At 66.2% G+C, this 22,804-nt stretch carries 23 protein-coding genes; 10 read left to right on the top strand and 13 right to left on the bottom strand.

The features are described 5' to 3' along the window. The first annotated feature begins 57 nt into the window (after positions 1 to 57). From ACH0BU_RS09125 to holA, 4 genes are read left to right on the top strand one after another with little or no spacing between them, the layout of a single operon-like run. A complete protein-coding gene (locus ACH0BU_RS09125) occupies positions 58 to 492 on the top strand; it encodes a DUF3576 domain-containing protein (protein ID WP_046409438.1) in 435 nt (144 codons plus the stop codon). A 10-nt stretch (positions 493 to 502) separates the two neighbouring features. After that, positions 503 to 3,025, top strand: coding sequence for a leucine--tRNA ligase (gene leuS, locus ACH0BU_RS09120; protein ID WP_500263964.1), 2,523 nt, complete (start codon positions 503 to 505; stop codon positions 3,023 to 3,025). Continuing rightward, entirely contained in the window at positions 3,022 to 3,525 is a 504-nt protein-coding gene (lptE, locus tag ACH0BU_RS09115; protein ID WP_136450916.1) for an LPS assembly lipoprotein LptE, read from the top strand. The genes leuS and lptE overlap by 4 nt, the downstream gene beginning before the upstream one ends. Continuing rightward, the gene (gene holA / locus ACH0BU_RS09110) at positions 3,522 to 4,538 is read left to right on the top strand and encodes a DNA polymerase III subunit delta (protein ID WP_500263963.1); all 1,017 of its coding nucleotides are present in this window, start codon (positions 3,522 to 3,524) and stop codon (positions 4,536 to 4,538) included. The genes lptE and holA overlap by 4 nt, the downstream gene beginning before the upstream one ends. A gap of 35 nt (positions 4,539 to 4,573) precedes the next feature. Here the strand turns inward: holA and ACH0BU_RS09105 are convergent, their stop codons facing one another. Genes ACH0BU_RS09105 through ACH0BU_RS09080 form a run of 6 tightly spaced genes read right to left on the bottom strand, consistent with a single transcriptional unit; the run spans position 4,574 to position 10,106 of the window. Then, entirely contained in the window at positions 4,574 to 5,479 is a 906-nt protein-coding gene (locus tag ACH0BU_RS09105; RefSeq protein WP_145117667.1) for a ParB/RepB/Spo0J family partition protein, read from the bottom strand. After that, a complete protein-coding gene (locus ACH0BU_RS09100; RefSeq protein WP_136450919.1) occupies positions 5,476 to 6,258 on the bottom strand; it encodes a ParA family protein in 783 nt (260 codons plus the stop codon). Before ACH0BU_RS09100 ends, ACH0BU_RS09105 begins: the two co-directional genes overlap by 4 nt. Beyond that, positions 6,255 to 6,875, bottom strand: coding sequence for a 16S rRNA (guanine(527)-N(7))-methyltransferase RsmG (gene rsmG, locus ACH0BU_RS09095; protein WP_500263962.1), 621 nt, complete (start codon positions 6,873 to 6,875; stop codon positions 6,255 to 6,257). The genes ACH0BU_RS09100 and rsmG overlap by 4 nt, the downstream gene beginning before the upstream one ends. Further along, positions 6,872 to 8,584, bottom strand: coding sequence for a tRNA uridine-5-carboxymethylaminomethyl(34) synthesis enzyme MnmG (mnmG, locus tag ACH0BU_RS09090; protein ID WP_500263961.1), 1,713 nt, complete (start codon positions 8,582 to 8,584; stop codon positions 6,872 to 6,874). Before mnmG ends, rsmG begins: the two co-directional genes overlap by 4 nt. A 20-nt stretch (positions 8,585 to 8,604) precedes the next feature. Next, complete coding sequence (mnmE, locus tag ACH0BU_RS09085; protein WP_500263995.1) at positions 8,605 to 9,873, bottom strand: tRNA uridine-5-carboxymethylaminomethyl(34) synthesis GTPase MnmE; 1,269 nt, start codon at positions 9,871 to 9,873, stop codon at positions 8,605 to 8,607. Beyond that, the gene (locus ACH0BU_RS09080; protein ID WP_046409420.1) at positions 9,870 to 10,106 is read right to left on the bottom strand and encodes a DUF6489 family protein; all 237 of its coding nucleotides are present in this window, start codon (positions 10,104 to 10,106) and stop codon (positions 9,870 to 9,872) included. The genes mnmE and ACH0BU_RS09080 overlap by 4 nt, the downstream gene beginning before the upstream one ends. A gap of 122 nt (positions 10,107 to 10,228) precedes the next feature. On the opposite strand from ACH0BU_RS09080, the gene ACH0BU_RS09075 reads away from it, so the two are divergent. Continuing rightward, the gene (locus ACH0BU_RS09075; protein WP_500263960.1) at positions 10,229 to 10,930 is read left to right on the top strand and encodes a dienelactone hydrolase family protein; all 702 of its coding nucleotides are present in this window, start codon (positions 10,229 to 10,231) and stop codon (positions 10,928 to 10,930) included. Positions 10,931 to 10,975: 45 nt separating this feature from the next. Here the strand turns inward: ACH0BU_RS09075 and ACH0BU_RS09070 are convergent, their stop codons facing one another. Genes ACH0BU_RS09070 through cysD form a run of 3 tightly spaced genes read right to left on the bottom strand, consistent with a single transcriptional unit; the run spans position 10,976 to position 14,552 of the window. Further along, a complete protein-coding gene (locus tag ACH0BU_RS09070) occupies positions 10,976 to 11,713 on the bottom strand; it encodes a 3'(2'),5'-bisphosphate nucleotidase CysQ (RefSeq protein WP_500263994.1) in 738 nt (245 codons plus the stop codon). Between the two features lie 8 nt (positions 11,714 to 11,721). Next, positions 11,722 to 13,644: a sulfate adenylyltransferase subunit CysN gene (gene cysN, locus ACH0BU_RS09065; RefSeq protein ID WP_500263959.1), complete on the bottom strand. Its 1,923-nt coding sequence runs from the start codon at positions 13,642 to 13,644 to the stop codon at positions 11,722 to 11,724. Then, positions 13,644 to 14,552 carry a sulfate adenylyltransferase subunit CysD gene (cysD, locus tag ACH0BU_RS09060; RefSeq protein WP_334656313.1) on the bottom strand — a complete coding sequence of 303 codons (909 nt, stop codon included), beginning with the start codon at positions 14,550 to 14,552 and terminating at the stop codon, positions 13,644 to 13,646. The genes cysN and cysD overlap by 1 nt, the downstream gene beginning before the upstream one ends. 88 nt (positions 14,553 to 14,640) lie before the next feature. Here cysD and ACH0BU_RS09055 point away from each other — a divergent pair, with 88 nt between their 5' ends. Next, complete coding sequence (locus ACH0BU_RS09055; RefSeq protein WP_500263958.1) at positions 14,641 to 15,633, top strand: hypothetical protein; 993 nt, start codon at positions 14,641 to 14,643, stop codon at positions 15,631 to 15,633. Here ACH0BU_RS09055 and pdeM read toward each other — a convergent pair. The 4 genes from pdeM to ACH0BU_RS09035 all read right to left on the bottom strand — a co-directional run bounded on the left by pdeM (position 15,587) and on the right by ACH0BU_RS09035 (position 18,411). Further along, positions 15,587 to 16,249, bottom strand: coding sequence for a ligase-associated DNA damage response endonuclease PdeM (gene pdeM, locus ACH0BU_RS09050; protein WP_334656311.1), 663 nt, complete (start codon positions 16,247 to 16,249; stop codon positions 15,587 to 15,589). The genes ACH0BU_RS09055 and pdeM overlap by 47 nt on opposite strands. A gap of 62 nt (positions 16,250 to 16,311) precedes the next feature. Next, entirely contained in the window at positions 16,312 to 17,184 is an 873-nt protein-coding gene (locus ACH0BU_RS09045; RefSeq protein WP_500263957.1) for a MipA/OmpV family protein, read from the bottom strand. A gap of 65 nt (positions 17,185 to 17,249) precedes the next feature. Then, positions 17,250 to 17,639, bottom strand: a complete 390-nt coding sequence (locus ACH0BU_RS09040; RefSeq protein WP_125945344.1) for a DUF2141 domain-containing protein — start codon at positions 17,637 to 17,639, stop codon at positions 17,250 to 17,252. Next, positions 17,605 to 18,411, bottom strand: coding sequence for a sterol desaturase family protein (locus ACH0BU_RS09035; RefSeq protein WP_334656310.1), 807 nt, complete (start codon positions 18,409 to 18,411; stop codon positions 17,605 to 17,607). Before ACH0BU_RS09035 ends, ACH0BU_RS09040 begins: the two co-directional genes overlap by 35 nt. 142 nt (positions 18,412 to 18,553) lie before the next feature. On the opposite strand from ACH0BU_RS09035, the gene crtY reads away from it, so the two are divergent. Genes crtY through ACH0BU_RS09015 form a run of 4 tightly spaced genes read left to right on the top strand, consistent with a single transcriptional unit; the run spans position 18,554 to position 22,787 of the window. Beyond that, entirely contained in the window at positions 18,554 to 19,714 is a 1,161-nt protein-coding gene (gene crtY, locus ACH0BU_RS09030; RefSeq protein ID WP_136450929.1) for a lycopene beta-cyclase CrtY, read from the top strand. Then, entirely contained in the window at positions 19,714 to 21,192 is a 1,479-nt protein-coding gene (locus ACH0BU_RS09025) for a phytoene desaturase (RefSeq protein WP_334656307.1), read from the top strand. Before crtY ends, ACH0BU_RS09025 begins: the two co-directional genes overlap by 1 nt. A gap of 40 nt (positions 21,193 to 21,232) precedes the next feature. Then, positions 21,233 to 21,814: an LOG family protein gene (locus tag ACH0BU_RS09020; protein ID WP_500263956.1), complete on the top strand. Its 582-nt coding sequence runs from the start codon at positions 21,233 to 21,235 to the stop codon at positions 21,812 to 21,814. A gap of 34 nt (positions 21,815 to 21,848) precedes the next feature. Continuing rightward, positions 21,849 to 22,787, top strand: coding sequence for a phytoene/squalene synthase family protein (locus ACH0BU_RS09015; protein ID WP_125945349.1), 939 nt, complete (start codon positions 21,849 to 21,851; stop codon positions 22,785 to 22,787). Positions 22,788 to 22,804 lie beyond the last annotated feature (17 nt).

Here is a 22,804-nt window from a genome sequence, read left to right as displayed (position 1 = left end):
GCAATGGGTCGCCTCTGTAGAGGTCGATGTCACCAGTTTTCCATCAGGACGATGCCCATGTTCCGCCCGTTGCGTTCCGCGCTGGTCGTTTGCGCTGCCCTTGCCGTTGTGGGCTGTGGCGGTGGCCGGCAGAAGGTTTCCACCGATCTTGCTGCCAGCCGTGTCACCACGATCGGCGTGAACAGCTATCTGTGGCGCGCCTCGCTCGACACGCTCAGCTTCATGCCGCTGCTGCAGACCGACTCAAACGGCGGCGTCATCGTCACCGACTGGTATGTGAACCCGCAGACGCCCAATGAGCGGATGAAGGTGACGGTCACGATCCTCGATCAGGATCTGCGCGCCGATGCGGTGCGCGTCGCGGCGCTGAAGGAGGTCAACCAGGGTGGACAGTGGGTGGCGGCACCCGTCACCGCGGCTACCACGCAGAAACTGGAAGACATCATCCTGACCCGGGCGCGCGACTTGCGGCGTGCGTCCTCGCTGAACTGATCCAGCCATCATGAGCCAGCGTTTCAACGCGCTTTCCGCCGACGCCCGCTGGCAGCGGGTGTGGGATGAGCGTCGCACTTTTGCCGCCAACGATTCCTCGCCGAAGCCCAAGAGCTATGTTCTTGAGATGTTCCCCTATCCGTCGGGGCGCATCCACATGGGCCATGTGCGCAATTACACGATGGGCGACGTGCTCGCCCGCTTCCGCCGCATGAACGGCATGGAAGTGCTTCATCCGATGGGGTGGGACGCCTTCGGCATGCCGGCGGAAAATGCCGCCATGGAAAAGGGCGTGCATCCGGGCGGTTGGACGCGTGACAATATCGCCACGATGAAGGCGCAGCTGAAGCGGCTGGGCTTCGCGCTCGACTGGACGCGCGAATTCGCCACCTGCGATCCCGAATATTACGGCCACGAACAGGCGATCTTCCTCCGCTTCCTAGCGGCGGGGCTGGTCTATCGCCGTGAAAGCGCGGTGAACTGGGATCCGGTCGACATGACCGTGCTCGCCAATGAGCAGGTGATCGACGGTCGCGGCTGGCGCTCGGGCGCGCTGATCGAGAAGCGCAAGCTCAACCAGTGGTTCCTGAAGATTACTGATTTCGCCGAGGATCTGCTCTCCGGCCTCGCCGACCTGAAGGACTGGCCCGAAAAGGTCCGGCTGATGCAGGAAAACTGGATCGGCAAGAGCCAGGGGCTGACGTTCCGCTTCGCGCTGACCGATGCAGCCGGCACCGGCGAGGGCGTCGTGGAGGTCTATACCACCCGCCCCGACACGATCTTCGGCGCCAGCTTCGTCGCGGTCGCGGCGGATCACCCACTGGCGCAGTCGGTGGCGGCTGGCGATCCCGCCGCGCAGGCGTTCATCGAGGAATGTCGCCGTGGCGGCACTACGGCGGCCGAGCTGGAAACGCAGGAGAAGAAGGGCTTCGACACCGGCTACAAGGCCGCGCATCCCTTCGATCCGACGATCCAGCTACCGGTGTATATCGCGAACTTCGTGTTGATGGATTACGGCGTCGGCGCGGTGTTCGGGGTTCCCGCGCACGACCAGCGCGATTTCGAGTTTGCCACCAAGTACAAGCTGCCGATCCGCCGCGTCGTCTCCGAAGGGACGAAGGATTCGCCCGAATTCCACGAGGCGGAGGCCTATACCGGCCCTGGCACGCTGGTGAATTCGCACTTCCTCGACGGCATGGACATCGAGGATGCGAAGCGTGAGGTGATCCTGCGCGCCGAGGCCGGCGGCTGGGGCGAGGGGACCACGGTCTACCGCCTGCGCGACTGGGGCATCAGCCGCCAGCGTTACTGGGGCACGCCGATCCCGATCATTCATTGCGCCGATTGCGGCGCAGTGCCGGTGCCGCTCGATCAGCTGCCGGTGAAGCTGCCCGAGGATGTCAGCTTCGCGGTCCCCGGCAACCCACTCGATCGGCATCCCACGTGGAAGCATGTCGCGTGCCCCTCGTGCGGCACGGATGCTGTGCGCGAGACCGACACGCTCGACACGTTCGCGGATTCGTCCTGGTATTTCATCCGCTTCGCCAGCCAGCCCGACGACAAGCCGTTCGACAAGGCGGTAGCCGAGCAGTGGCTGCCGGTCGGCCAGTATATCGGCGGCGTGGAACATGCGATCCTCCACCTGCTCTATGCGCGTTTCTGGACGCGCGCCTTGCAGCATGTCGGAATGATTGATCTCGCTGAGCCATTCGCCGGCCTGTTCACCCAGGGCATGGTGACGCACGAGACCTACAAGTCTTCCGACGGTCGCTGGCTGTCGCCGGGCGAGATCGAGGACGGGATCGAAGTATCGACGGGGCAGCCGGTCACGGTGGGCCGCGTCGAGAAGATGTCCAAGTCGAAGAAGAACACCGTCGATCCCGAACCGATCGTCGATCAATATGGCGCCGACGCGGTGCGCTGGTTCATGCTGTCGGATTCGCCGCCCGAGCGCGATCTGGAGTGGAGCGAGAACGGCATCGAGGGCGCGTGGCGCTTCATCCAGCGACTGTGGCGTCTGGTCGCCTCAGAGGGCGGCGGGAGCGCTGCTGACGGCGGCGAGGACATCGGCCTGCGCAAGACCGCGCACCGCACCGTGAAGGGCGTGGCAGACGCCATTGAGGGGCTGCAGTTCAACAAGGCCGTGGCGCTCATCTACACGCTCGCCAACGCGATCGAGAAGGCGGCGCCGTCGCAGGACCGCAGCGACGCGCTCGCGACGCTGCTGCGCATCGTCGCACCGATGGTGCCACATCTGGCCGAGGAGGCCTGGGCCGCGCAGGGCGGCGAGGGGCTGATCGCCGATGTCGCCTGGCCGACTGTTGACCCGGCGCTGCTCGTCGATGACGAAGTGACCGTCGCGGTGCAGGTCAATGGCAAGCTCCGCGACACGATCCTGCTGCCAAAGGGCACGCCGCGGGAAACCGCCGAGGCTCAGGCGCTCGCCTCCGAAAAGGTGGCCCGCTTGCTCGAGGGCAAGCCGCCGCGCAAGGTGATCGTGGTGCCCGATCGCCTGGTGAACATCGTCGCATGAGGCGGCTGCTGCCCCTCGCCGCGGCGCTCATGATGCTGGGCGGATGCGGCCTCAAGCCGCTCTATTCCAGCGGCAGCGCCAGCCCGGCCGCACAGGTTCTGGGCGAGATCGAGATCGTGCCGATGGAGGGGCGCGCCGGCTGGCTGCTGGCCAATGCGCTGCGTGAACGGATGAGCGTCGTCCCGGCATCGGCCAGCCCGCGCTACCGCCTCCAGATTGCGCTCGACGACCAGATCACCGGCCTTGCCATCCGCCGCGACGATTCGGTCGCGCGGGAGCGGCGCACGTTGCGTGCACGCTACCAGCTGGTGGAGGTCGGCAACGACGGCGTGGTGCTCGATGCGACGGCCGGCTCAGACGCAGGCATTGACGTCGTCGGTTCGGACTATGCCACGATTGCCGCGGAGGCCACGGCGCTTGAACGCCTCGCCGATGTGGTCGCGGATCAGATCATCACGCGGATTTCGGTGTCCGTGGGGCAGAACGCCGCCAAGCAATGAAGGCGACCGAAGCCCGCCTCAAGGCGGCCCTGGATCGCCCGCCTGCCGACATCCGGCTCTATCTCCTGTTCGGCCCGGACGAGGCGGGGGCGATCGCGCTCGCCAACCGGCTCCCCCGCGCGCTCGGCCCGGATGCCGAGCGGATCGACCTCGACGGCGCCACGCTGCGCAGCGACCCGGCGCGACTGGTCGACGAAGCCGCCTCGCTGTCGCTGTTCGGCACGCCGCGTCATATTCGGGTCAGCGCCGCTGGCGAGGAGAGCCTGGCGGCCGCTACCGCGCTGCTGGAGGCCGATCGCGTCGCCAACCCCGTGGTGATGATCGCCCCCGCGCTGAAGGCCAGTTCGAAGCTCAGCAAGCTCGCGCTCGACTCACCCGCTGCTCTGGCACTCGCCTGCTACGTCCCCGGCGCCGATCAGATGGAGTCGATCGCCAATGACCTCGCGCGTGAGGTCGGGTTACGGCTCGGCGCGGGCGTCGCGCGCCGCCTCGCAGCCGCGGGGGGAGGTGACCGGGCGGTGATCGCGCGCGAGATCGAGAAACTCGCCCTGTACCTCGACGCCGCTCCCGATCGTCCCGCCGCCTGCGAGCAGGACGCGCTCGATGCCGTGGGTGCTGACCTCGGCGATGCCGACATGGGCGACGTGGTCGCGGCGCTCGTCGCCGGGCGACCGGCGGAGCTTGGAGAGGCGCTCCGTCAGCTTGACGAGGCCGGGATATCGTCAATCCCCTGGCTTCGTGCGCTTGCCCGCCGGCTGGCTGCACTCGCCGAAATGAAGGCCGAGGTTGCGGGAGGCGATGACGTCGGTAGCGTGATGAAGCGGCACCGCGTGTTCTTCAAGGAAGAGACGGCCACCAGCGCGGCGTTGCGCCAATGGTCGCCTGCGGCGCTCGCGCGGGCGATGGTGCTGGTACGCGAGGCGGAGCGTGCCGTAATGGCGGGCGGCGGCAGTGCTGGCGACGTGGTCGCCAGCCAAGCGATGCTTACGCTCGCACAGCGCCTTCGCGGCTAGTCACGGGGCAGGGCAGTGCCTGCGTACCCACAGGATCAGATCGGCTCGCCGCTCAACCGCTGGCAAATCATGTCGAGCTGATCGAGCGTCGAATAATCGATCGTCAGCGACCCGCCATTGGGGCTGTAGGTGATCCGCACGCGCACACCCAGCAGGTCGCCCAATTGCCGCTCCAGCGCGGCCACATCGGCATCACCGCTCGCCGAGGAGCCACCAGCACTCGCGCGGTTGCCGGGCTTGCGCGTCGTCGCTGGCTTGGCCGATTGCGCCAGTTTCTCGGTCTGCCTAACCGACAGCCCCTTGGTCACCACCTGATCGGCCAGCGCCTCGGGGTCAGGCGCGCCGATCAGCGCGCGGGCGTGGCCCATGCTCAGCGTACGATCGACCACGCGCGCCTGGACGGTCTTCGGCAGGTCCAGCAGCCGCAGGAGGTTTGCGACATGGCTGCGCGACTTGTGCACCGTCTGCGCCAGCACTTCCTGTGTATGGCCGAATTCGTCGACCAGCCGGCTGTACGCCTCTGCCTCTTCGATGGCATTCAGGTTCTGCCGCTGGATATTCTCCACCAGCGCGATCTGCAGCGTTTCACTGTCGGTATAGTCGCGGACGACCACCGGCACTTCGTGCAGCCGTGCACGCTGCGCCGCGCGCCAGCGCCGCTCACCCGCGACAATCTGATAGGTATGGCCATGTGGCCGCACCACGATCGGCTGGATGATGCCGCGTTCCGCGATCGACGCGGCCAGTTCGTTGAGCGCATCCTCGTCGAAATGTCGCCGCGGCTGCTCCGGGTGGGGGGCGATCGCGCTGACGGGGATCATTCGCACGCCCGCGGGCGGCCCGCCCTCGGTCGCGGTCGGGGAATCATCACGGGCGATATCGCCGAGCAGGGCCCCCAGACCCCGGCCCAGCCCGCCGCGGGCGCGCTTGGTATCGGTCATGCGGCCACCTCGCTGGCATGCGGCAACCGGGCAATCAACTCCCGCGCCAGGGCAATATAGGCTTGCGATCCGCTGCACCGGTGATCGTAGATCAGCGCGGGCAGGCCGTGGCTGGGCGCTTCGGACAGTCGTACGTTGCGCGGGATCACCGTCTCGAACACCACCTTGCCCAGCACGGCGCGCACGTCCGCCGATACCTGCTCGGTCAGCCGGTTACGCCGATCGTACATCGTCAGCGCGACGCCGATGATCGCCAGTGCCGGATTGAACCTGGCACGGATCCTCTCGACGGTCGTCAACAGCTGGCTGAGACCCTCCAGCGCGAAGAACTCGCACTGCAACGGCACCAGCAGCGAATCCGCCGCCACCATCGCATTGATCGTCAGCAGCCCGAGGGAGGGGGGGCAGTCGATCAACGCAATGTCCCAGCGCGGCGGCGCTGCGTCGAGCGCGCGGTGCAGGCGATGAGTCCGGTTTTCCAGCTCGACCAGTTCGATCTCTGCGCCGGACAGGTCAACCGTCGCCGGCAGCACGTCGAGCCGCGGAACGCCCGTCGCGACGACGGCGCTTTCCACCGGCGCCTGATCCACCAGCACATGATAGCTCGATGCAGCGCGCTGCGCCTGAGTGATCCCCAGCCCCGTCGAGGCGTTACCCTGCGGATCAAGGTCGATCAGCAGGACGCGCTTGCCCGTCGCGGCCAGCGCGGTCGCCAGATTGATCGCCGACGTTGTCTTGCCAACCCCGCCCTTCTGGTTGGCCACTGCGATGCGGATCATCGCCGTTCCTTCACATTTGTCACGACGACGATGCCGGAGGCAGGGTCGGTGATGCTCTGTTCCACGTGGAACAATCCCGCGAAGCGGCGCTGCGCTTCCATGACCTCTGTGGTGGCCGATTGTCCCTTGGGTAGCAAGTAAAGCGTGCTCATCGACGCCAGATGCGCCGTGGATTGCAACAATTCCGCTAACGAGGCGACCGCCCGCGCAGAAATCACCGCGGCTTTGGGCTCGGCGACGCGCTCGACCTTCGCCTGCTGAACCGTGACGCGCGCTGTCAGACCCTCTTGCTCGATCACGCCCCGCAAGAAGTCTGCCCGCATCCGGCGGGGTTCGATCATGACGACGGGACGATCACTCGCCAGCGCGACGACCATGCCTGGGAAACCCGCGCCCGTGCCGACGTCAATCCACGTCCCGTCATGCTTATCGGCCAAGGGAAGCAGCTGCGCGGAATCGAGGAAATGCCGGTTCCACAAGGAGTCGAGCGTCCGCCGGGCGACCAGATTCTGTCGCTCGCTCTCCGCGCGGACAATATCGGCAAACCGCTCAAGCCGCGGCATCGCTGCGTCACCAACGATCGCACGGACCGCGGCGCGTGCTTCTTCCTCGTTCATCGCTGCGCCGCCTTCGCATCAAGCCACAAGGCGGTGAGGGCGGCAGGGGTGACCCCGCGCACGCGCGACGCCTCACCCAGCGTACGCGGCCGCGCTGCCCGGAGCCGCTCGCGCATCTCGTTCGACAGGCCGGCAATCCGGTCCAGCGCCACATCGCTGGCGATCACGATCTTCTCGTCCTTCTTCATCCGCGCAATCTCCGCCGCCTGCCGTTCGAGATAGGGGGCGTAGCGAACGTCCTCCTCATGCTCGCGGATCAGGTCAGCGTCGATCGCGCCGTCTGGGTCTGCCTCGCCACTGCGGAGCTGAGCGCGCTGCGCCATGCGTGTCGCGACATGACGCTGCCGCCGTGGGGACAGCAGCCCCAGCCGCTCCGCTTCCCCGCTCAGCCGCGCCTCGGCATTGTCGGCGCGCAGTGCAAGACGATATTCGGCCCGCGCCGTCAGCATGCGATAGGGTTCGCTGATGCCTTGCAGGACCAGATCGTCGATCATGACGCCGATATAGCTGGCGGTCCGATCCGGCTGGAAAGGCGTTAGATCAAGCGCAGCAGCGGCCGCATTGGCCCCCGCCACCAGTCCCTGTGCGGCGGCCTCTTCATAGCCGGTGGTGCCATTGATCTGGCCAGCCAGGAACAGGCCCTTCAGCTGCGGCAGCGCTAACGTGGCGTCGAGCGCGCGTGGGTCGATGTGATCATATTCGACCGCATAGCCGTGCATGGTGATCCGCACGTCTTCAAGCCCCGGCACACTCCGAATGAACGCGTCCTGCACATCGGTCGGGAGCGAGGTGGAGATGCCGTTGGGATAAACGGTGGCATCATCGAGTCCCTCGGGCTCAAGGAAGATCTGATGCCCGTCGCGATCGCCAAAGCGCCGGATCTTGTCCTCGATCGACGGGCAATAGCGTGGACCCAGGCCCTCGATCGCACCGGTCTGCAGCGGTGAGCGATGCAGATTGTCACCGATGATCGCGTGCGTCTCACCGGTGGTACGGGTGATGGCGCAGGCAAGCTGCGGAAGGCGGCGGCCGTGCGTCATGGGCGACATCGTCCAGGGATCGACGTCCGATGGCTGTGGTTCGAGCCGCGCCCAGTCGATCGTGCGGCCGTCAAGGCGGGGAGGGGTGCCGGTCTTCAGCCGCCCCATCGGCAGCCCCAATTCGCGAAGCTGCGTAGCCAGCGGCAGTGCTGCCGTCTCGCCGACGCGACCACCGGTTTCCTGCACCTCGCCACGAAAGATCCGCCCACCAAGGAACGTGCCGGTTGCCAGGACGGCCGCGCCGGCTGAAATGGTCGTGCCGTCGGCAAGCGTAACGCCGGTCACGCGGTCACCCTCCAGGCGAAGCGCGACCGCGTCGCCACCAACGATCGTTACGCCGGCCTGGTCCGCCAACATCGTCCGGATGGCGGCGGAGTAGAGCTTACGATCGGCCTGAATTCGCGGTCCCTGAACCGCCAGTCCCTTGCTGCGGTTGAGCATCCGATGGTGGATGGCCGCAGCATCGGCCGCTCGTCCCATCAGGCCGTCAAAGGCGTCTACCTCGCGAACAAGATGACCCTTGCCCAACCCGCCGATCGACGGGTTGCACGACATGGCGCCGATTTTGCCAGGATCATGGCTGACCAGCGCGACCCGGGCGCCGCGTCGGGCAGCCGCGGCCGCGGCTTCTGTCCCGGCGTGTCCACCCCCGATGACGATAACATCCATGGATTGTTCCACGTGAAACATCACTTCCCAACACAGAAGCGCGCGAACAGTGCATCGAGCATGGTCTCGGTGGCGTCGACCCCAAGCAGACCGGCGAGCGCGCGCGTTGCCGTTCGTACCTCTTCTGCGCGCAACAGCAAGTCGTCGCTGTTTAGTGAAGCGACAAGCGCGCGGTGCGCGGCGTCAATCGCGCGGCGCTGTTCCACGTGGAACGTCGCCTCCGCTCCACCGCCCAACACAGCATCCCCGCGGCGCTCGATTTCACCCCACAGACCGTCAATGGTCGCCGGATCATAGACCGACGTGGGTATGGCGCCCATGGGCGTGTCGCCCTGGCGGTCGGCCTGAGCGAAGACACGGATCGCACGTTCGCTGTCCTCAGTCCCCGCGAGGTCCAGAATGATGTCCGCCGAAGCCAGCGCGGCGCGTGCGCGCTCGATCCCGATCCGCTCGATCGGATCATCCGTCTCCTCCCGCAACCCGGCCGTATCGATCAGCGTATAGGCCCGCCCACGACGAACGACCTGCGCCTCAACCCGGTCGCGCGTCGTCCCGGCAATCGGCGAGACGATCGCCGCCTCACGCCCGAGCAGCGCGTTGAGCAGCGATGATTTGCCCGCATTTGGCGGGCCGACCAGAACGATGCGAATACCATCGCGATATCGCTCGACCGATGGACGGGCGAGAACCCCCGCCAGCTTATCCGCCAGCGCTCTGGTTTCCGCATCAATCCGGACGGTATCGACCGCCTCGACATCATCCTCATCGTCGAAGTCGATCGTCGCCTCGATCAGCGCGCCGATACGCGCAAGCTCGGCCATCCACTGCGCGACCAATCGGCTGACCACACCATCGGCGCTGTCCATCGCCAGCCGCCGCTGCTGCTCGGTTTCCGCTTCGAGAAGATCGGCAATCCCCTGCGCCTGGATCAGGTCGATCCGACCATTGGCCAGCGCCCGCCGCGTGAACTCGCCAGCCTCCGCCGGCCGCAGTCCCGGTTGCTCACTGAGCGCGCGCTCTACCGCTGCAACGACCGCTCGCCCGCCATGCAGATGAAGCTCGACCAGATCCTCCCCAGTGGCGGTCCGTGGTCCCGGAAACACCAGGACCAGCGCTTGATCCAGCACCAGCCCATCATGGCGCAGCGTGCGCAATGCTGCGGTCCGAGGCGCGGGCAGGGGGCCCGCAAGTGTCTTTGCTGCCACTATGGCGCTCGGCCCGCTGACCCGCAGCACGGCGATGGCGGCCGGCGGGCGGCCGCTCGATACGGCAAAGATCGTGTCCATCAGCCGCCGGGCTTGGAGCCCGCCTCGAACATGCTGCGCCAGAAATTGGCCCCGGTCTCACCCATGGGCGCCCAGCTGCGCATCAATCCCTCCAGCACCTCCGGCGCCACGGCCTTCTGCTCCAGCGATTGCTGCAACAACGCGACGTAGCGGTCGTGCAGCGGCGACAGGTCCGGCAGCCCCATGGCGCGGCGCGCTTCTTCCGGAGAACAATCCACCTCAATGCTGATCTTCATGGCCGCCTCCGCTTGAGCCGTGCTGCGGGGAGCGATAGCGTCACCCGTGCACCATCTATGCCCGCTCTGCCGCTGCCGTCGCAACTGCGGGAGCGGGCTGCATCACAAGGAGAAGGATTTTCATGGGTCAGATGATCGACATCACCGCGCTGAACAATGAGGGCAGCTTCAAGGCCTATCGCGCCGATCCGGCTGGCACGCCGATCGCTGCCATCATCGTCATCCAGGAAGTGTTTGGCGTGAACCCGGGCATCCGGCAAAAGTGCGATCGCCTGGCAGAGCAGGGCTATCTCGCCATCGCGCCCGATCTGTTCTGGCGCATCGCGCCGGGCGTCGAGCTGAACCCGGACATTCCCGAAGAGTTGCAGCGCGGACTCGACCTGTTCGGCCAGTTCGATCAGGACGCTGGCATTCGCGACATCGAAGCGACCATCCACGCAACCCGGTCGCTGCTCGGCGGGTCGGGCAAGATCGGCGCGGTCGGCTATTGCCTCGGCGGGCGCCTGGCGTTCATGACCGCCTGCCGCACCGATATCGATGCCAGCGTCGGCTATTATGGCGTCGGCATCGATGGCCTGCTGGGTGAGAAGCACGCCATCGCCAACCCGGTTCTCCTCCATATAGCCGGCGAAGACGGCTTCGTTGACAAGGCCACCCAGCAGAAGATGCACGAGGGGCTGGACGATCACCCCAAAGTCACGCTGTACGATTATCCGGGTGAGGATCACGGCTTCGCGACCGAAATGGGCGACCGCCGCTCGCCGGCTGCTGCTGATCTCGCGGATCAACGCACGGCCGATTTCTTCGCCGAACATCTGAAGTAATCGGCACCCGCCTCCTCCGCCACGCGCGGGGGAGGCGCCTTTCGCTCAGCGGGCGTTGATCTCGCGGACCAGCGCCAACACCTCGCCGGCCAGTTCTTTCTGGCAGATCAGCAGATCGGGCAGGTACACATCCTCCTGATTGTACCGCAGCGGGCTGCCGTCGATGCGCGAACAATGCAGGCCGAAAGCGGCCGCCACAGCCACCGGGGCGGCCGAATCCCACTCAAATTGTCCGCCCGAATGCAGGTATATATCCGCTTCCCCCTGCACCACGGCCATCGCCTTCGCCCCGGCTGACCCCATCGGCACCAGCGTCGCGCCAAGCCGCTCGGCCACCGCCACCGCCTCGGGCGCGGGCCGGGTGCGGCTCACCAGCATCCGTAGCGGGGACGCCGGGGGAGGGACCGCCGCCGTCTGATCCGATCGCAGAACCAGCCCGGCGTCGGGCAGCGCCACCGCCCCGATCGCGGCGACACCATCGATCGCCAACGCGACATGCACCGCCCAGTCGTGCCGCGCCTCGCCATATTCGCGCGTCCCGTCGACCGGATCGACGATCCAGGTGCGGCGCTTGGTCAGCCGCTCGCCATCACAGCTCATCTCTTCCGACAGCAGGCCATCGTCGGGTCGCGCATGGCGGATCGCCTGGACAAGGAACTGATTGGCGGTCTGGTCGCCTGCCTTGCCCAGCGCCTGCGGGCTGAACACCGTGGCACCGCGCACCGCCAGCAGGATCTGCCCGGCCGTCTCGGCAAGGTGGGCGGCGAGCGCGGCGTCGGTCATGGCGTTGGTCACGGGATGATCCTGGCAATGATGAGGTCCGCTGCTTCTTCGGGCGTCATCGCCGTCGTGTCGATGCGGATCTCGGGATCCTCCGGCGGCTCATAGGGGCTGTCGATGCCGGTGAAGTTCGCCAGCTGCCCGGCGCGCGCCTTGGCATACAGGCCCTTCACATCGCGTCGTTCCGCTTCCGCGAGCGGGGTGTCGATATGCACTTCGATGAACTCGCCCGGCTGCATCATCTGGCGCACCATTTCCCGCTCGGCGCGGAAGGGGGAGATGAAGGCGGTGACGACGATCAGCCCGGCATCGGTCATCAACCGCGCGACTTCACCCACCCGGCGGATATTCTCCACCCGGTCGGCGTCGGTGAACCCCAGATCCTTGTTCAACCCGTGGCGGACGTTGTCACCGTCGAGCAGGAAGGTGTGGCGGTTCATCCGCACCAGCTTCTTCTCGACCAGATTGGCGATGGTCGATTTGCCCGCCCCGGACAGGCCGGTGAACCACAGTACCACCGGCTTCTGGTTCTTCAGCGCGGCCAGCGTCTCGCGGCTGACGTCGGTCGGCTGCCAATGGATGTTCTGCGATCGACGGAGGCTGAAGTGCAGCATGCCCGCCGCCACCGTGGCATTGCTCAGCTTGTCGATCAGGATGAACCCGCCCAGCGTCCGGCTGTCGGCGTAGGGCTCGAACACCAATGGCTTGTCGGTGGAAAGATTCGCGACCCCGATCGCATTCAGGTCCAGCGTCTTGGCCGCCAGCTGCTCCAGCGTGTTGACGTTGACCTGATATTTGGGCGCCTGCACCGTCGCGCTGACCGTCTGCGTGCCCAGCTTCAGCCAATAGGCGCGGCCGGGCAGCATGTCCTCCTCCGCCATCCAGACGATCGTCGCTTCGAACTGGTCGGCAACTTGCGGCGGATCACCCGCGGCGGCGATCACGTCGCCGCGCGAACAATCCACCTCGTCGGCCAGCGTCACCGTGACCGATTGGCCGGCGACCGCTTCGCCCAGATCACCGTCCAGCGTCACGATCCGCGCAATCGTCGTCGTCTTGCCTGACGGAAGAATGCGTACCGGATCACCCGGTCGCACAACGCCCGAGGCGATCTGCCCGGCGAACCCCCGGAAATCGAGATTGGGCCGGTTGACCCATTGCACCGGCAGGCGGAGCGGCCGCGCCTGGTCCGCCTCAGCATCGATCGGCACCGCCTCCAGATGCGTGATCAGCGGCGGCCCGCTGTACCAAGGCGTCTGGTCGGATGCGGCGGTGATATTGTCGCCACGAAAGCCCGAGATTGGAATGGCAGTAAACCCATCGATGCCGATGGTCGTCGCGAACGCCTGATAATCCGCAACGATCGCGTCGAACACCGACTGGTCATAGTCGACCAGGTCCATCTTGTTCACCGCCAGCACCAAGTGCCGGATGCCGATCAGATGCGCGAGATAGGAATGCCGCTTGGTCTGCGTCAGCACGCCCTTGCGCGCATCGACCAGGATCACCGCCAGATCGGCGGTGGAGGCACCTGTCACCATGTTGCGGGTATATTGTTCATGCCCCGGCGTGTCGGCGACGATGAACTTGCGCTTCTCGGTCGCGAAGAAACGGTAAGCGACGTCGATCGTGATGCCTTGTTCGCGCTCTGCCGCCAGCCCATCGACCAGCAACGCGAAATCGATTGCGTCGCCCTGCGTCCCGACGGTGCGTGAATCCTGTTCCAGTGCGGCCAGCTGATCCTCGAAGATCATCTTCGAATCGTACAGCAGCCGCCCGATCAGCGTCGACTTGCCATCGTCGACCGACCCGCAGGTGATGAAGCGCAGCAGCGACTTGTTCTGATGCTGCGCCAGATAGGCATGAATGTCGTCGGCGATCAGCCGATCCGCCTGATAGGAAGGCGCCGCCGGCGCCAATGACTGCGACGCCATCAGAAATACCCCTCCTGCTTCTTCTTCTCCATACTGGCCGCGCCGCCATCCTTGTCGATCGCGCGTCCCTGCCGTTCGCTGGTGGTGGTCAGCAGCATCTCCTGGATCACCTCTTCCAGCGTCGCCGCCTCGCTCTCCACCGCGCCCGTCAGCGGATAGCAGCCCAGGGTGCGGAAGCGGATCGATCGTTCGACCGGCACTTCGCCGTCGCGCAGCGGAAAGCGATCATCATCGACCATCAGCAGCATGCCGTCGCGCTCGACGGTGGGTCGTCGCTCGGCGAAATAGAGCGGCACGATCGGAATGTCGTTCAGCTGGATGTACTGCCAGATATCCAGCTCGGTCCAATTGGAGATCGGAAAGACCCGGATCGATTCACCACGTGCCTTGCGGGTGTTGTAGAGGTTCCAGAGCTCGGGGCGCTGGTTCTTCGGGTCCCAGCGATGGTTGGCCGAGCGGAAGGAAAAGACCCGCTCCTTGGCCCGACTCTTTTCCTCATCCCGCCGCGCGCCGCCAAAGGCGACGTCGAAGCCATATTGATCCAGCGCCTGCTTCAACCCTTCCGTCTTCCACATGTCGGTGTGCAGCGGGCCGTGATCGAACGGATTGATCCCGCGTGCTTCCGCCTCGGGATTGCGGTGGACCAGCAACTCCATGCCGCTCTCGCGCGCCATGCGATCGCGCAGCGCGTACATCGCCTTGAACTTCCACGTCGTGTCGACATGCAGCAGCGGGAACGGCGGCGGGGCAGGGTGGAACGCCTTGCGCGCGAGATGCAGCATGACCGCCGAATCCTTGCCGACCGAATAGAGCATCACCGGCCGCTCACTCTCCGCCACCACCTCGCGCATGATGTGGATCGATTCGGCCTCCAGCCGCTCGAGGTGGGTCAGTGTCCGCGCCGTCATCGAAAAATCCCCGCAACGCCAATCCGGCTGATCTGCAACATGGCCGCGCCGGGGTGACACGGCACCTCCCATATGGGAGTGGTGCTATATGGCGATCACCCGCCCCGACGAGACCGACCTGTTGTTGCCGCTGCACGACGGCGCGCATGAGCAGGCACCGTTCGCGGTCTTCCTCCAGCGACTGAAGCGCCGCGTACGCGCCGATCAGGCCGTGCTGGCGGTGCGTGCGGGGCAGGGGGAATGGCGCTGGCTCGACTCTAGAATCGCTCCGCCGCCTGATCAGGATCATCTCACCGCCTTGCGGGCGCACCGCGTCTATGCGGAGGAGGAAGGCGGCTACGCGCGGCTGATCCGCGTCGATGATCCCGGCGGTGCCGCCGCGGTGCTCGTGATTCGCCGTGCGCAGTCCGATTTCAGTGCGGCCGACGGCGCCCTTCTTGCCCGCCTCGCACCGCATCTCGCGATCGCGCTGCGCACGCGTGCGGCACTCGATCATGCCGCCACCACCGCGTCGGTGGTCGAGCGGGCGGTCTCCGCCGGCCGGATCGCCTGGGCGTCGTTCGGCGCCGATGGACGCCCGCTTGCGCGCTCGGAGGTCTTTGCGGCGCGCGGCGGTTCCTTCTGGCCAATAGCGGCCGACGTTGCCGCCTGCGTGGCCGAACGCAGGCCAATGGTCGTGAGTTTGCGGCCAAAGGAGGCCGCGGCGATGCTGCTCATTCCGCTCGATCTGCCCCGGACGCCGCTCGCCACCGCCCCCGTGGCGCTTGGCCTAATGGCGCTCAACGCAGGACCTGGGGATGATGCCCAACCGGCGCTGCTCGCGGCATTGTTCGGCCTCACCGGCAGCGAGGCGCGCCTAGCGGCCGCCATCGCCGCGGGCGCCACCCTGTCCGACGCCGCGGCGCAGCTCGGCCTGACGATCGAAACGACGCGTAACTATTCCAAGCGCCTGTTCGCCAAGACGCGCACGCGCGGCCAAGTCGATCTGGTCCGCTTGATCGGCGCCAGCGCGGCCCGTTTCGCGCTGGGCTCGTTTACGCCGCCAGCGGAAAGCGAAGAAGGCGATTCTCGACCGGAATAAGCGCCTGTGCCGAACGCCCCACCGCCCGCACGATCTCCGGATGGTCAACGTCGAGCCCCCCGGTCAGTGCGCCGAAGGCCGGCAGGATCAGCTTGTGGCTCGCCGCGACGAAGCAGCGTCGCGACACCAATTTGCCACGGATCCGGATCCGCAGCTTGGGGTGAAAGTGGCCCGACAGCTCGGGTCGCGTCTCGCTCAGCGTCGCTTCGTGCCGCAGCACCAGCCCGTCCACCACCGCCTCGTCCATCACCTCGCCGCCGCAGCGATCAACGCCGTGCGGATCGTGATTGCCGGTGATCCACGTCCATTGCGTCGCGCTGGTCAGCGACCGCAGCATGTCCTGCGCCCGCTGCGGCAATCGCGCGCATCCTTCCGGATCGTGGAAGCTGTCGCCCAGACACCAGACCTCCCGCGCGCCGGTCTCTTCCACCAGCGCGGTCAGGTCCGCCAATGTGACGAAGCTGTCGTACGGCGGCAGCATCTGCCCGGCGCGCGCGAACCAGCTCGCCTTTTCCAGATGCAGATCGGCGACCAGCAGGGCGCGCCGCGCGGGCCAGAATATCGCACCTTGGGGCAGGGGCGTCAGGTCATGCCCGCCGAACGAAAGGTGAACCATTGCCACCCTATGCGCCACCGGCAGCGGCGGATCAACGGGTGGCGCGGCGGCTCAGGCAAGTTTTAGAACGTGTAGGCCAGTCCCAGCACGCCCAGCCATTGATTGCGCGAACCCGCGATGCTGACGATCGGACTGTCACCCACATCGTTGATCAGCTTGCGATAGGTCACGCCGCCTACCACCTTGAATCCGCTCAGCAAGTCGCCGGTGATGGAATGGGTGCCGACCGCGCCGACGGTCCAGCTCTTCCAGCCGCCGCGACCACGGAAGGCGGGAAGGCCGCTCGCCGCCACCTGGCTCGGCGCCACGTCGAAATAGGTGCTGAGATATTTGGTCTCTACCCGCTCGGCCGACCCGAACAGCGCCACCGCCGCCCTGGTCGACAGCGGCGTGAAATAGTTGATCGTCGGCTGCCAGATGCCGCTCTTGTGCACGCCGGTGACGTCGTGGCGGTAACTGACCGACAGCGAAATCTTGTCGTACGGGCTGGTGATGACGCCCGTCTTGCCAACGCCGACGAACCCGCCGAGCTCAAGCGCCGTGGCGCGCGTGCCCAGCGCGCGGACGCGCGGGTCATCGATGCTCGACCGCTTGGTGCGCATGAAGTTCAAAACGCCGATGGGTCCGGCCTGAAAGTCCCAGCTGGGGCCGGGCTGGCTCGGGATCAGATCGGCGTTGGCGCGATTGCCCAGCACCTGGAAATTGATGCCGCTCACCGTCCCGATCACGCCGGGGACGGGGGTGAACTGATAATCGTTGGAGCCTTCGTAATCCGGCATGTAGCCGGCGCCGAGACCGACGGTGATCGCATCGCCCCCTGCACGATCGGCGAGCGCGGCAGCGGGGCCCGCGGCGGGTGCGCTGTCCTGCGCGGCAGCGATGGTCGGGAACATGGAAAGAGCGGCAGCAAGGCCGAACAGGCATTTGGCGGTCACGGAAAACGTCCCCTAATGGTCCGCACCGTAACACTCGCCTCGCGATTTGGCTCCGGCGCGCCCGTTTACAGAATGTAACGCATCTTCACCTGTTGCTTTTCCGCATCATCCTTGATGCTGAAACGCGCGGCGTCGAACTTGGGCGGGCCGAAGCGGATCGGCGGATTGCGCGAGAAGCCAAACCCTTCGCGCGGGATGCCGGCGAACGTGTCCAGCTTGGCATTGCCATTCTCGTCATGGATAACCGCAACGGCATAGTCGCCATAGGGCAGTCCTTCGAAGCGGACCTTCCGGATATCGGCGGACACCGAACGGGTAGTGGCGTTCGTATCATCGACGCAATCGGGGAAATTGGCGGGATCGCCGGTCAGGCAGATGCGCAGCATCCCCTTGTTCGACCGGACGGCATCGAACCCGACATCAAGCCGCGCGATCGGCGCCGCCCCGATCAGCATTCCCGCCCCGAGCGCCAGCAGCAGCGCGCGCCCGGCTCCGCTCGTGGCTGCGCGTGAAATCGCCGAGCCCGTCGTCGGTGCCACACAGCCGGTCCCAGAAGCGGAAATACAAACCATAATTACACCCGTAACGCTCATGATGCCGCTGGTGATGGCTGGCGGTAATCAGCCATGCCCCCACTGGGCCTTTCCACATGAACCGCGGGAAAATCTCCCAACCCATGTGATTGGTGACACCCATAACTGTCATGATGGTCAGGACCAGTCCAAGCGCACCGACGTGGATCGGAATGAGGAAGACGAGTAGCGGAATTACCACAGCGCCGGTCAGCGCCTCGATCGGGTGAAACGCCATCGCCGCCCAGGCGGTCGGCGGGCGGCTGGCGTGGTGGACGGCATGCGCGATGCGGAACGCGCGCGGCTCGTGCATCCAGCGATGCGTCCAGTAGAACCACGTGTCATGCGCGAAGAGGTACAGCAGCACCGACAGCGGTAGATACCACAGGGGATAGGCGTGGACGTCCTCGTAGATCTGCGTCCAGCCGCGGTTCTGCCAGCCCCAGGCCACGATCCCCGCCGGCACGCCATAGATCGCGGCGGAGGCGAGGCTCCACCAGATCTCGCGCCGGATCTGCGGATCAAGCCCGGCGTACAGCGCCGGATGCCTCGCGCGTGTCGCCATGGCGAAGGCGCCGCTGGTGATCAGGTATCGCACGCCGACGATCAACGTCATCGCCACGGCGGAAAGGATGATGGCCAGCACGATCGACATGGCTCCGCTTGTACGGCCTCCGGTGATGCGGGGAAAGCGATCATGCCCGCTCCCGCGCCGGGACAGGTGGCGTTGGCTGTACACAAGGGCAATCGGGTGATCCCCGCTTCCGGTTTTGGCGGCGATCCGCTACGCGGGCGGTATGCCGGTTACCCATGAATGCGATCTCGCCATTGTCGGCGGCGGGCTGGCGGGCGGGCTCATCGCGCTGGCGTTGGCGGCGCGGCGCCCGGATCTTTCGATCCGCATTGTCGAGGCGGGTGACGTGCTGGGGGGCAATCACCTCTGGTCCTTCTTCGATGCCGACGTCTCGCGCGAGGATCGCTGGCTGCTGACGCCGCTCGTCTGCCATGCCTGGCCCGGCTATGACGTCGCTTTCCCGGCGCATCGCCGCACCATCAACCAGCCTTATTATTCGATCGAGTCCGAACGCCTCGACCAGGTCGTGCGCAAGGCGCTTCCCGCCGGGTCGATCATGACCGGCTGCAAGGTACTGGCCTGCAGCCCGACCGCCGTTGTCCTCGCCGATGGGGAGCGGATCGAGGCAAAGGGCGTGATCGACGCGCGCGGCCCGGGTGACCTGTCGATGCTGGAGGTCGGCTGGCAGAAGTTCGTCGGGCGGTTACTCGACATCCCCGCCGGGCATGGCGTCGCGCATCCGATGGTGATGGACGCGACCATCGCCCAATATGACGGCTATCGCTTCGTCTATCTGCTGCCCTTTTCACCCACTCAATTGTTCGTCGAGGACACCTATTACAGCGACAGCGCGACGCTGAACGTCGGCGCGCTCAATCGTCGGATCGATGTCTATGCCGAGGCAAAGGGCTGGGCGGCGACTCCCGCCGGGCGCGAGGAAAAGGGCGCGCTGCCGGTCGTCATCGGCGGCGATTTCGAGGCCTATTGGCGCTGGGGCGGCGCGAAAGTGGCGAAGGCAGGCGCGCGCGCGGGACTTTTTCATCCCACCACGGGTTACTCCCTGCCGGATGCGGTGCGGCTCGCCATCCGCATCGCAGAGGCAACGGATCTAAGTGGCGAAGGGCTGCACGACTTGACCCATGATTATGCCCAGGCGCGCTGGAACGAGCGGCGCTTCTACCGCATGCTCGACGCCATGCTGTTCCGCGCGGCGGAGCCGGACGCTCGGTACAAGGTGCTCGAGCGTTTTTACCGGCTGCACCCCAATCTGATCGCGCGCTTCTATGCCGCGCGCTCAACCGGCAAGGACAAGCTGCGCGTGCTGTCGGGCAAGCCCCCGGTGCCCCTTTTCCGCGCGCTGCGCGTCATCCGAAAGGCGAATTGATGCGCGCGATCGTTATTGGTGCCGGCTTCGGCGGGCTGGCGCTTGCCATTCGTCTCCAGTCGGCGGGCGTGGAAACCACCATCGTCGAGGCGCGCGACAAGCCCGGTGGCCGCGCCTACGTCTGGCAGCGCGACGGGTTCACCTTTGACGCTGGCCCGACCGTCATCACCGACCCCGCCTGCCTGTCGGAACTATGGGCGCTCACCGGCCAGGACATGGCGCGCGACGTGACGCTGGAGCCGGTGAAGCCATTCTACCGGCTGAACTGGCCCGACGGCACCAATTTCGATTACACCAACGATGACACGTTGCTGCGTGGCGAGATCGCGCGGCTCGATCCCGATGACGTCGCCGGATACGCCCGCTTCCTCGAATATTCCGCCGGCGTCTATCGCGAGGGGTATGAGAAGCTCGGCCATGTCGCGTTTCTCGACTTCGCCTCGATGATCAAGGCGGCGCCGGCGCTGGCGAAATATCAGGCGTGGCGGTCGGTCTATTCGATGGTGTCCTCGTTCGTGAAGAACGAGAAACTGCGCGAGGCCTTGTCCTTCCACACGCTGCTCGTCGGTGGCAATCCGATGACCACCAGCGCCATTTACGCGCTGATCCACAAGCTGGAGCGTGACGGCGGCGTCTGGTTCGCGCAGGGCGGCACCAACCGGCTGGTCGCCGGCATGGTGACCTTGTTCGAGCGGCTCGGCGGCACCATCCGGCTCAACGATCCGGTGGCGGAGATCGAGACGCTGGGCGACCGGGTCACCGCGGTACGCACGCAGAGCGGCTGGCGGCAGGAGGCCGACATGGTCGCCTCCAACGGCGACATCGTCCACACCTATCGCGATCTCCTGGGCACCTCGCGGTCCGCGGCGCGCACGGCAGCGCGGCTGGAGCGTAAGAAATACTCGCCCTCACTGTTCGTCGTCCATTTCGGGATCAAGGGCACGTGGCCGGGCATCCCGCACCACATGATCCTGTTCGGCCCGCGCTATAAGGGGCTGCTGGCGGACATCTACGATCATGGCGTGCTGAGCGAGGATTTCTCGCTCTACCTGCACCATCCGACCGTCACCGATCCCAGTTTGGCGCCGGAGGGCTGCTCGACCTTCTACGCGCTTGCCCCCGTGCCGCATCAGGGCAAGTTCCCGGAGGATTGGGACCGTGTCGCGCCAATCCTGGAGAAGCGGATCCTGGATGAGGTCGGCCGCCGGCTGATCCCCGACATCCACGACCGGATCGTGACCAAGTTCAGCTACACGCCGGCCGATTTCTCGCGCGATCTCAATGCGCACCTCGGCAGCGCGTTCAGCCTGGAGCCGGTGCTGACGCAGAGCGCCTATTTCCGCGTCCACAATCGTGATGACAAGATTTCGAACCTGTATTTCGTCGGTGCCGGGACTCATCCGGGCGCCGGCATCCCCGGTGTCGTCGGCAGTGCGAAGGCAACGGCGGCACTGATGCTTGAGGGAGTGAGAAGGTGACAGTCGGTGTGATCCCTTCCGTAGTAGGGAAGGGAAAGTGATGAAGCGTCTGGCGGTTTACTGTGGATCGGCGACGCCGCGCGACCCGCAATTTATGGAACTGGCATGGGATGTCGGCCGCTCGCTGGCGGAGCGTGGCATTGGCGTCGTCTATGGCGGCGGTCGGCTGGGCCTGATGGGCGCCGTCGCGGATGGCGCGTTGGCGGCCGGCGGCGAAGTGATCGGCATCATCCCGCAGGCGCTGGTCAACGCAGAGGTCGCACATCGCGGCCTGACAGAACTCCACGTCGTGGAGGGGATGCACGACCGCAAGCGGGCGTTCACCGATCTGGCTGATGGCTTCGTCACCATCCCCGGCGGCACCGGCACGATGGACGAACTGTGGGAGGCGCTCAGCTGGGCGCAGATCGGCTATCACGAGGATCCGGTCGGGCTGCTCAACGCCGCTGGCTATTACGATCACCTCATCGCCTTCTGGCATAAGATGAGCGAAGTGGGCTTCCTCCGCCCACAGCATGAGGATCTGCTGATTATCGCCGATACGCTGGACGTGTTGCTCGACCGCATGGCCGCGCATCAGCCGAGCCAGCCGATCGTGCGCATGACCGCGGACGATCTTTGAGCGGTGCGATGCCCTTCGCGAAGGTGATCTGAGCATGGCCGCTCCGGCTTCCGATCGCGCCGCGCTGGTGGCGGCGGCGCGCGAATCGATCGCGCGCGGGTCGAAGAGCTTTGCCCTCGCCAGCAACCTCTTCGATCCCGAGACGCGGGAACGCGCGTGGCTGCTCTACGCCTGGTGCCGCGCCTGCGACGATATCGTCGACGGGCAGGATCACGGCCACAACGCCACCACCGTCGACGATGCCGAGGCGCGCGTCGCGATCATCGCGGAAAAGACCACGGCGGCGCTTGCCGGTCGCAGCGTCGGCGACATGCCGTTCGATGCACTGCGCGTCGTTGCGGCGGAGACGCGGCTCCCTGCGCGCTTCGCGCATGATCTGGTCACCGGATTCCGGCTCGATGCGGAAGATTGGCGGCCGCGCAGCGAGGACGATCTGTACCGTTATTGCTACCATGTCGCCGGCACCGTCGGCTGCATGATGGCGGTGATCATGGGGGTCGATCCGGCGGATGACGATACCCTGGACCGCGCGTGCGATCTGGGACTGGCGTTCCAGCTCGCCAATATCGCGCGCGATATCGAGGAGGATGACCGGATCGGCCGCTGCTATTTGCCCGACGAATGGCTGGCGGAGATGGACATTCCGCCCGGCCAGCACATGAAGCCGCCGTTCCGTGATCGCCTGGTGGTGCTCGCGCGCCGCTTGGCGGATCGCGCTGCGCTGCATGAGGCCAGCGCCCGTGTCGGCGCGGCGAAGCTGCCGCCACGCGCGCGCTGGGCAGTGCTGGCGGCGGCCGGCATCTATGGCGATATCGCGCGCGAAGTGGCGAAGCGCGGCGCGCACGCCTGGGATCACCGTGTCACCACGTCGAAGGGCGCGAAGCTGGCGTGGGTGGCGAAGGCAGCGGTGGCGGTGCGCCGGCCGGTCGCCGATACGCCGCGCGACCGCATTCTGTGGACCCGCCCCCGCTGATCGCGCGGGCGGGCCGG

The sequence above is a fragment of the Sphingomonas olei genome, assembly GCF_045369765.1.
GTDB lineage: Bacteria > Pseudomonadota > Alphaproteobacteria > Sphingomonadales > Sphingomonadaceae > Sphingomonas > Sphingomonas panaciterrae.
Note: the sequence above shows the minus strand (reverse complement) of the source record. Positions and strands in the feature narration are given on the sequence as shown.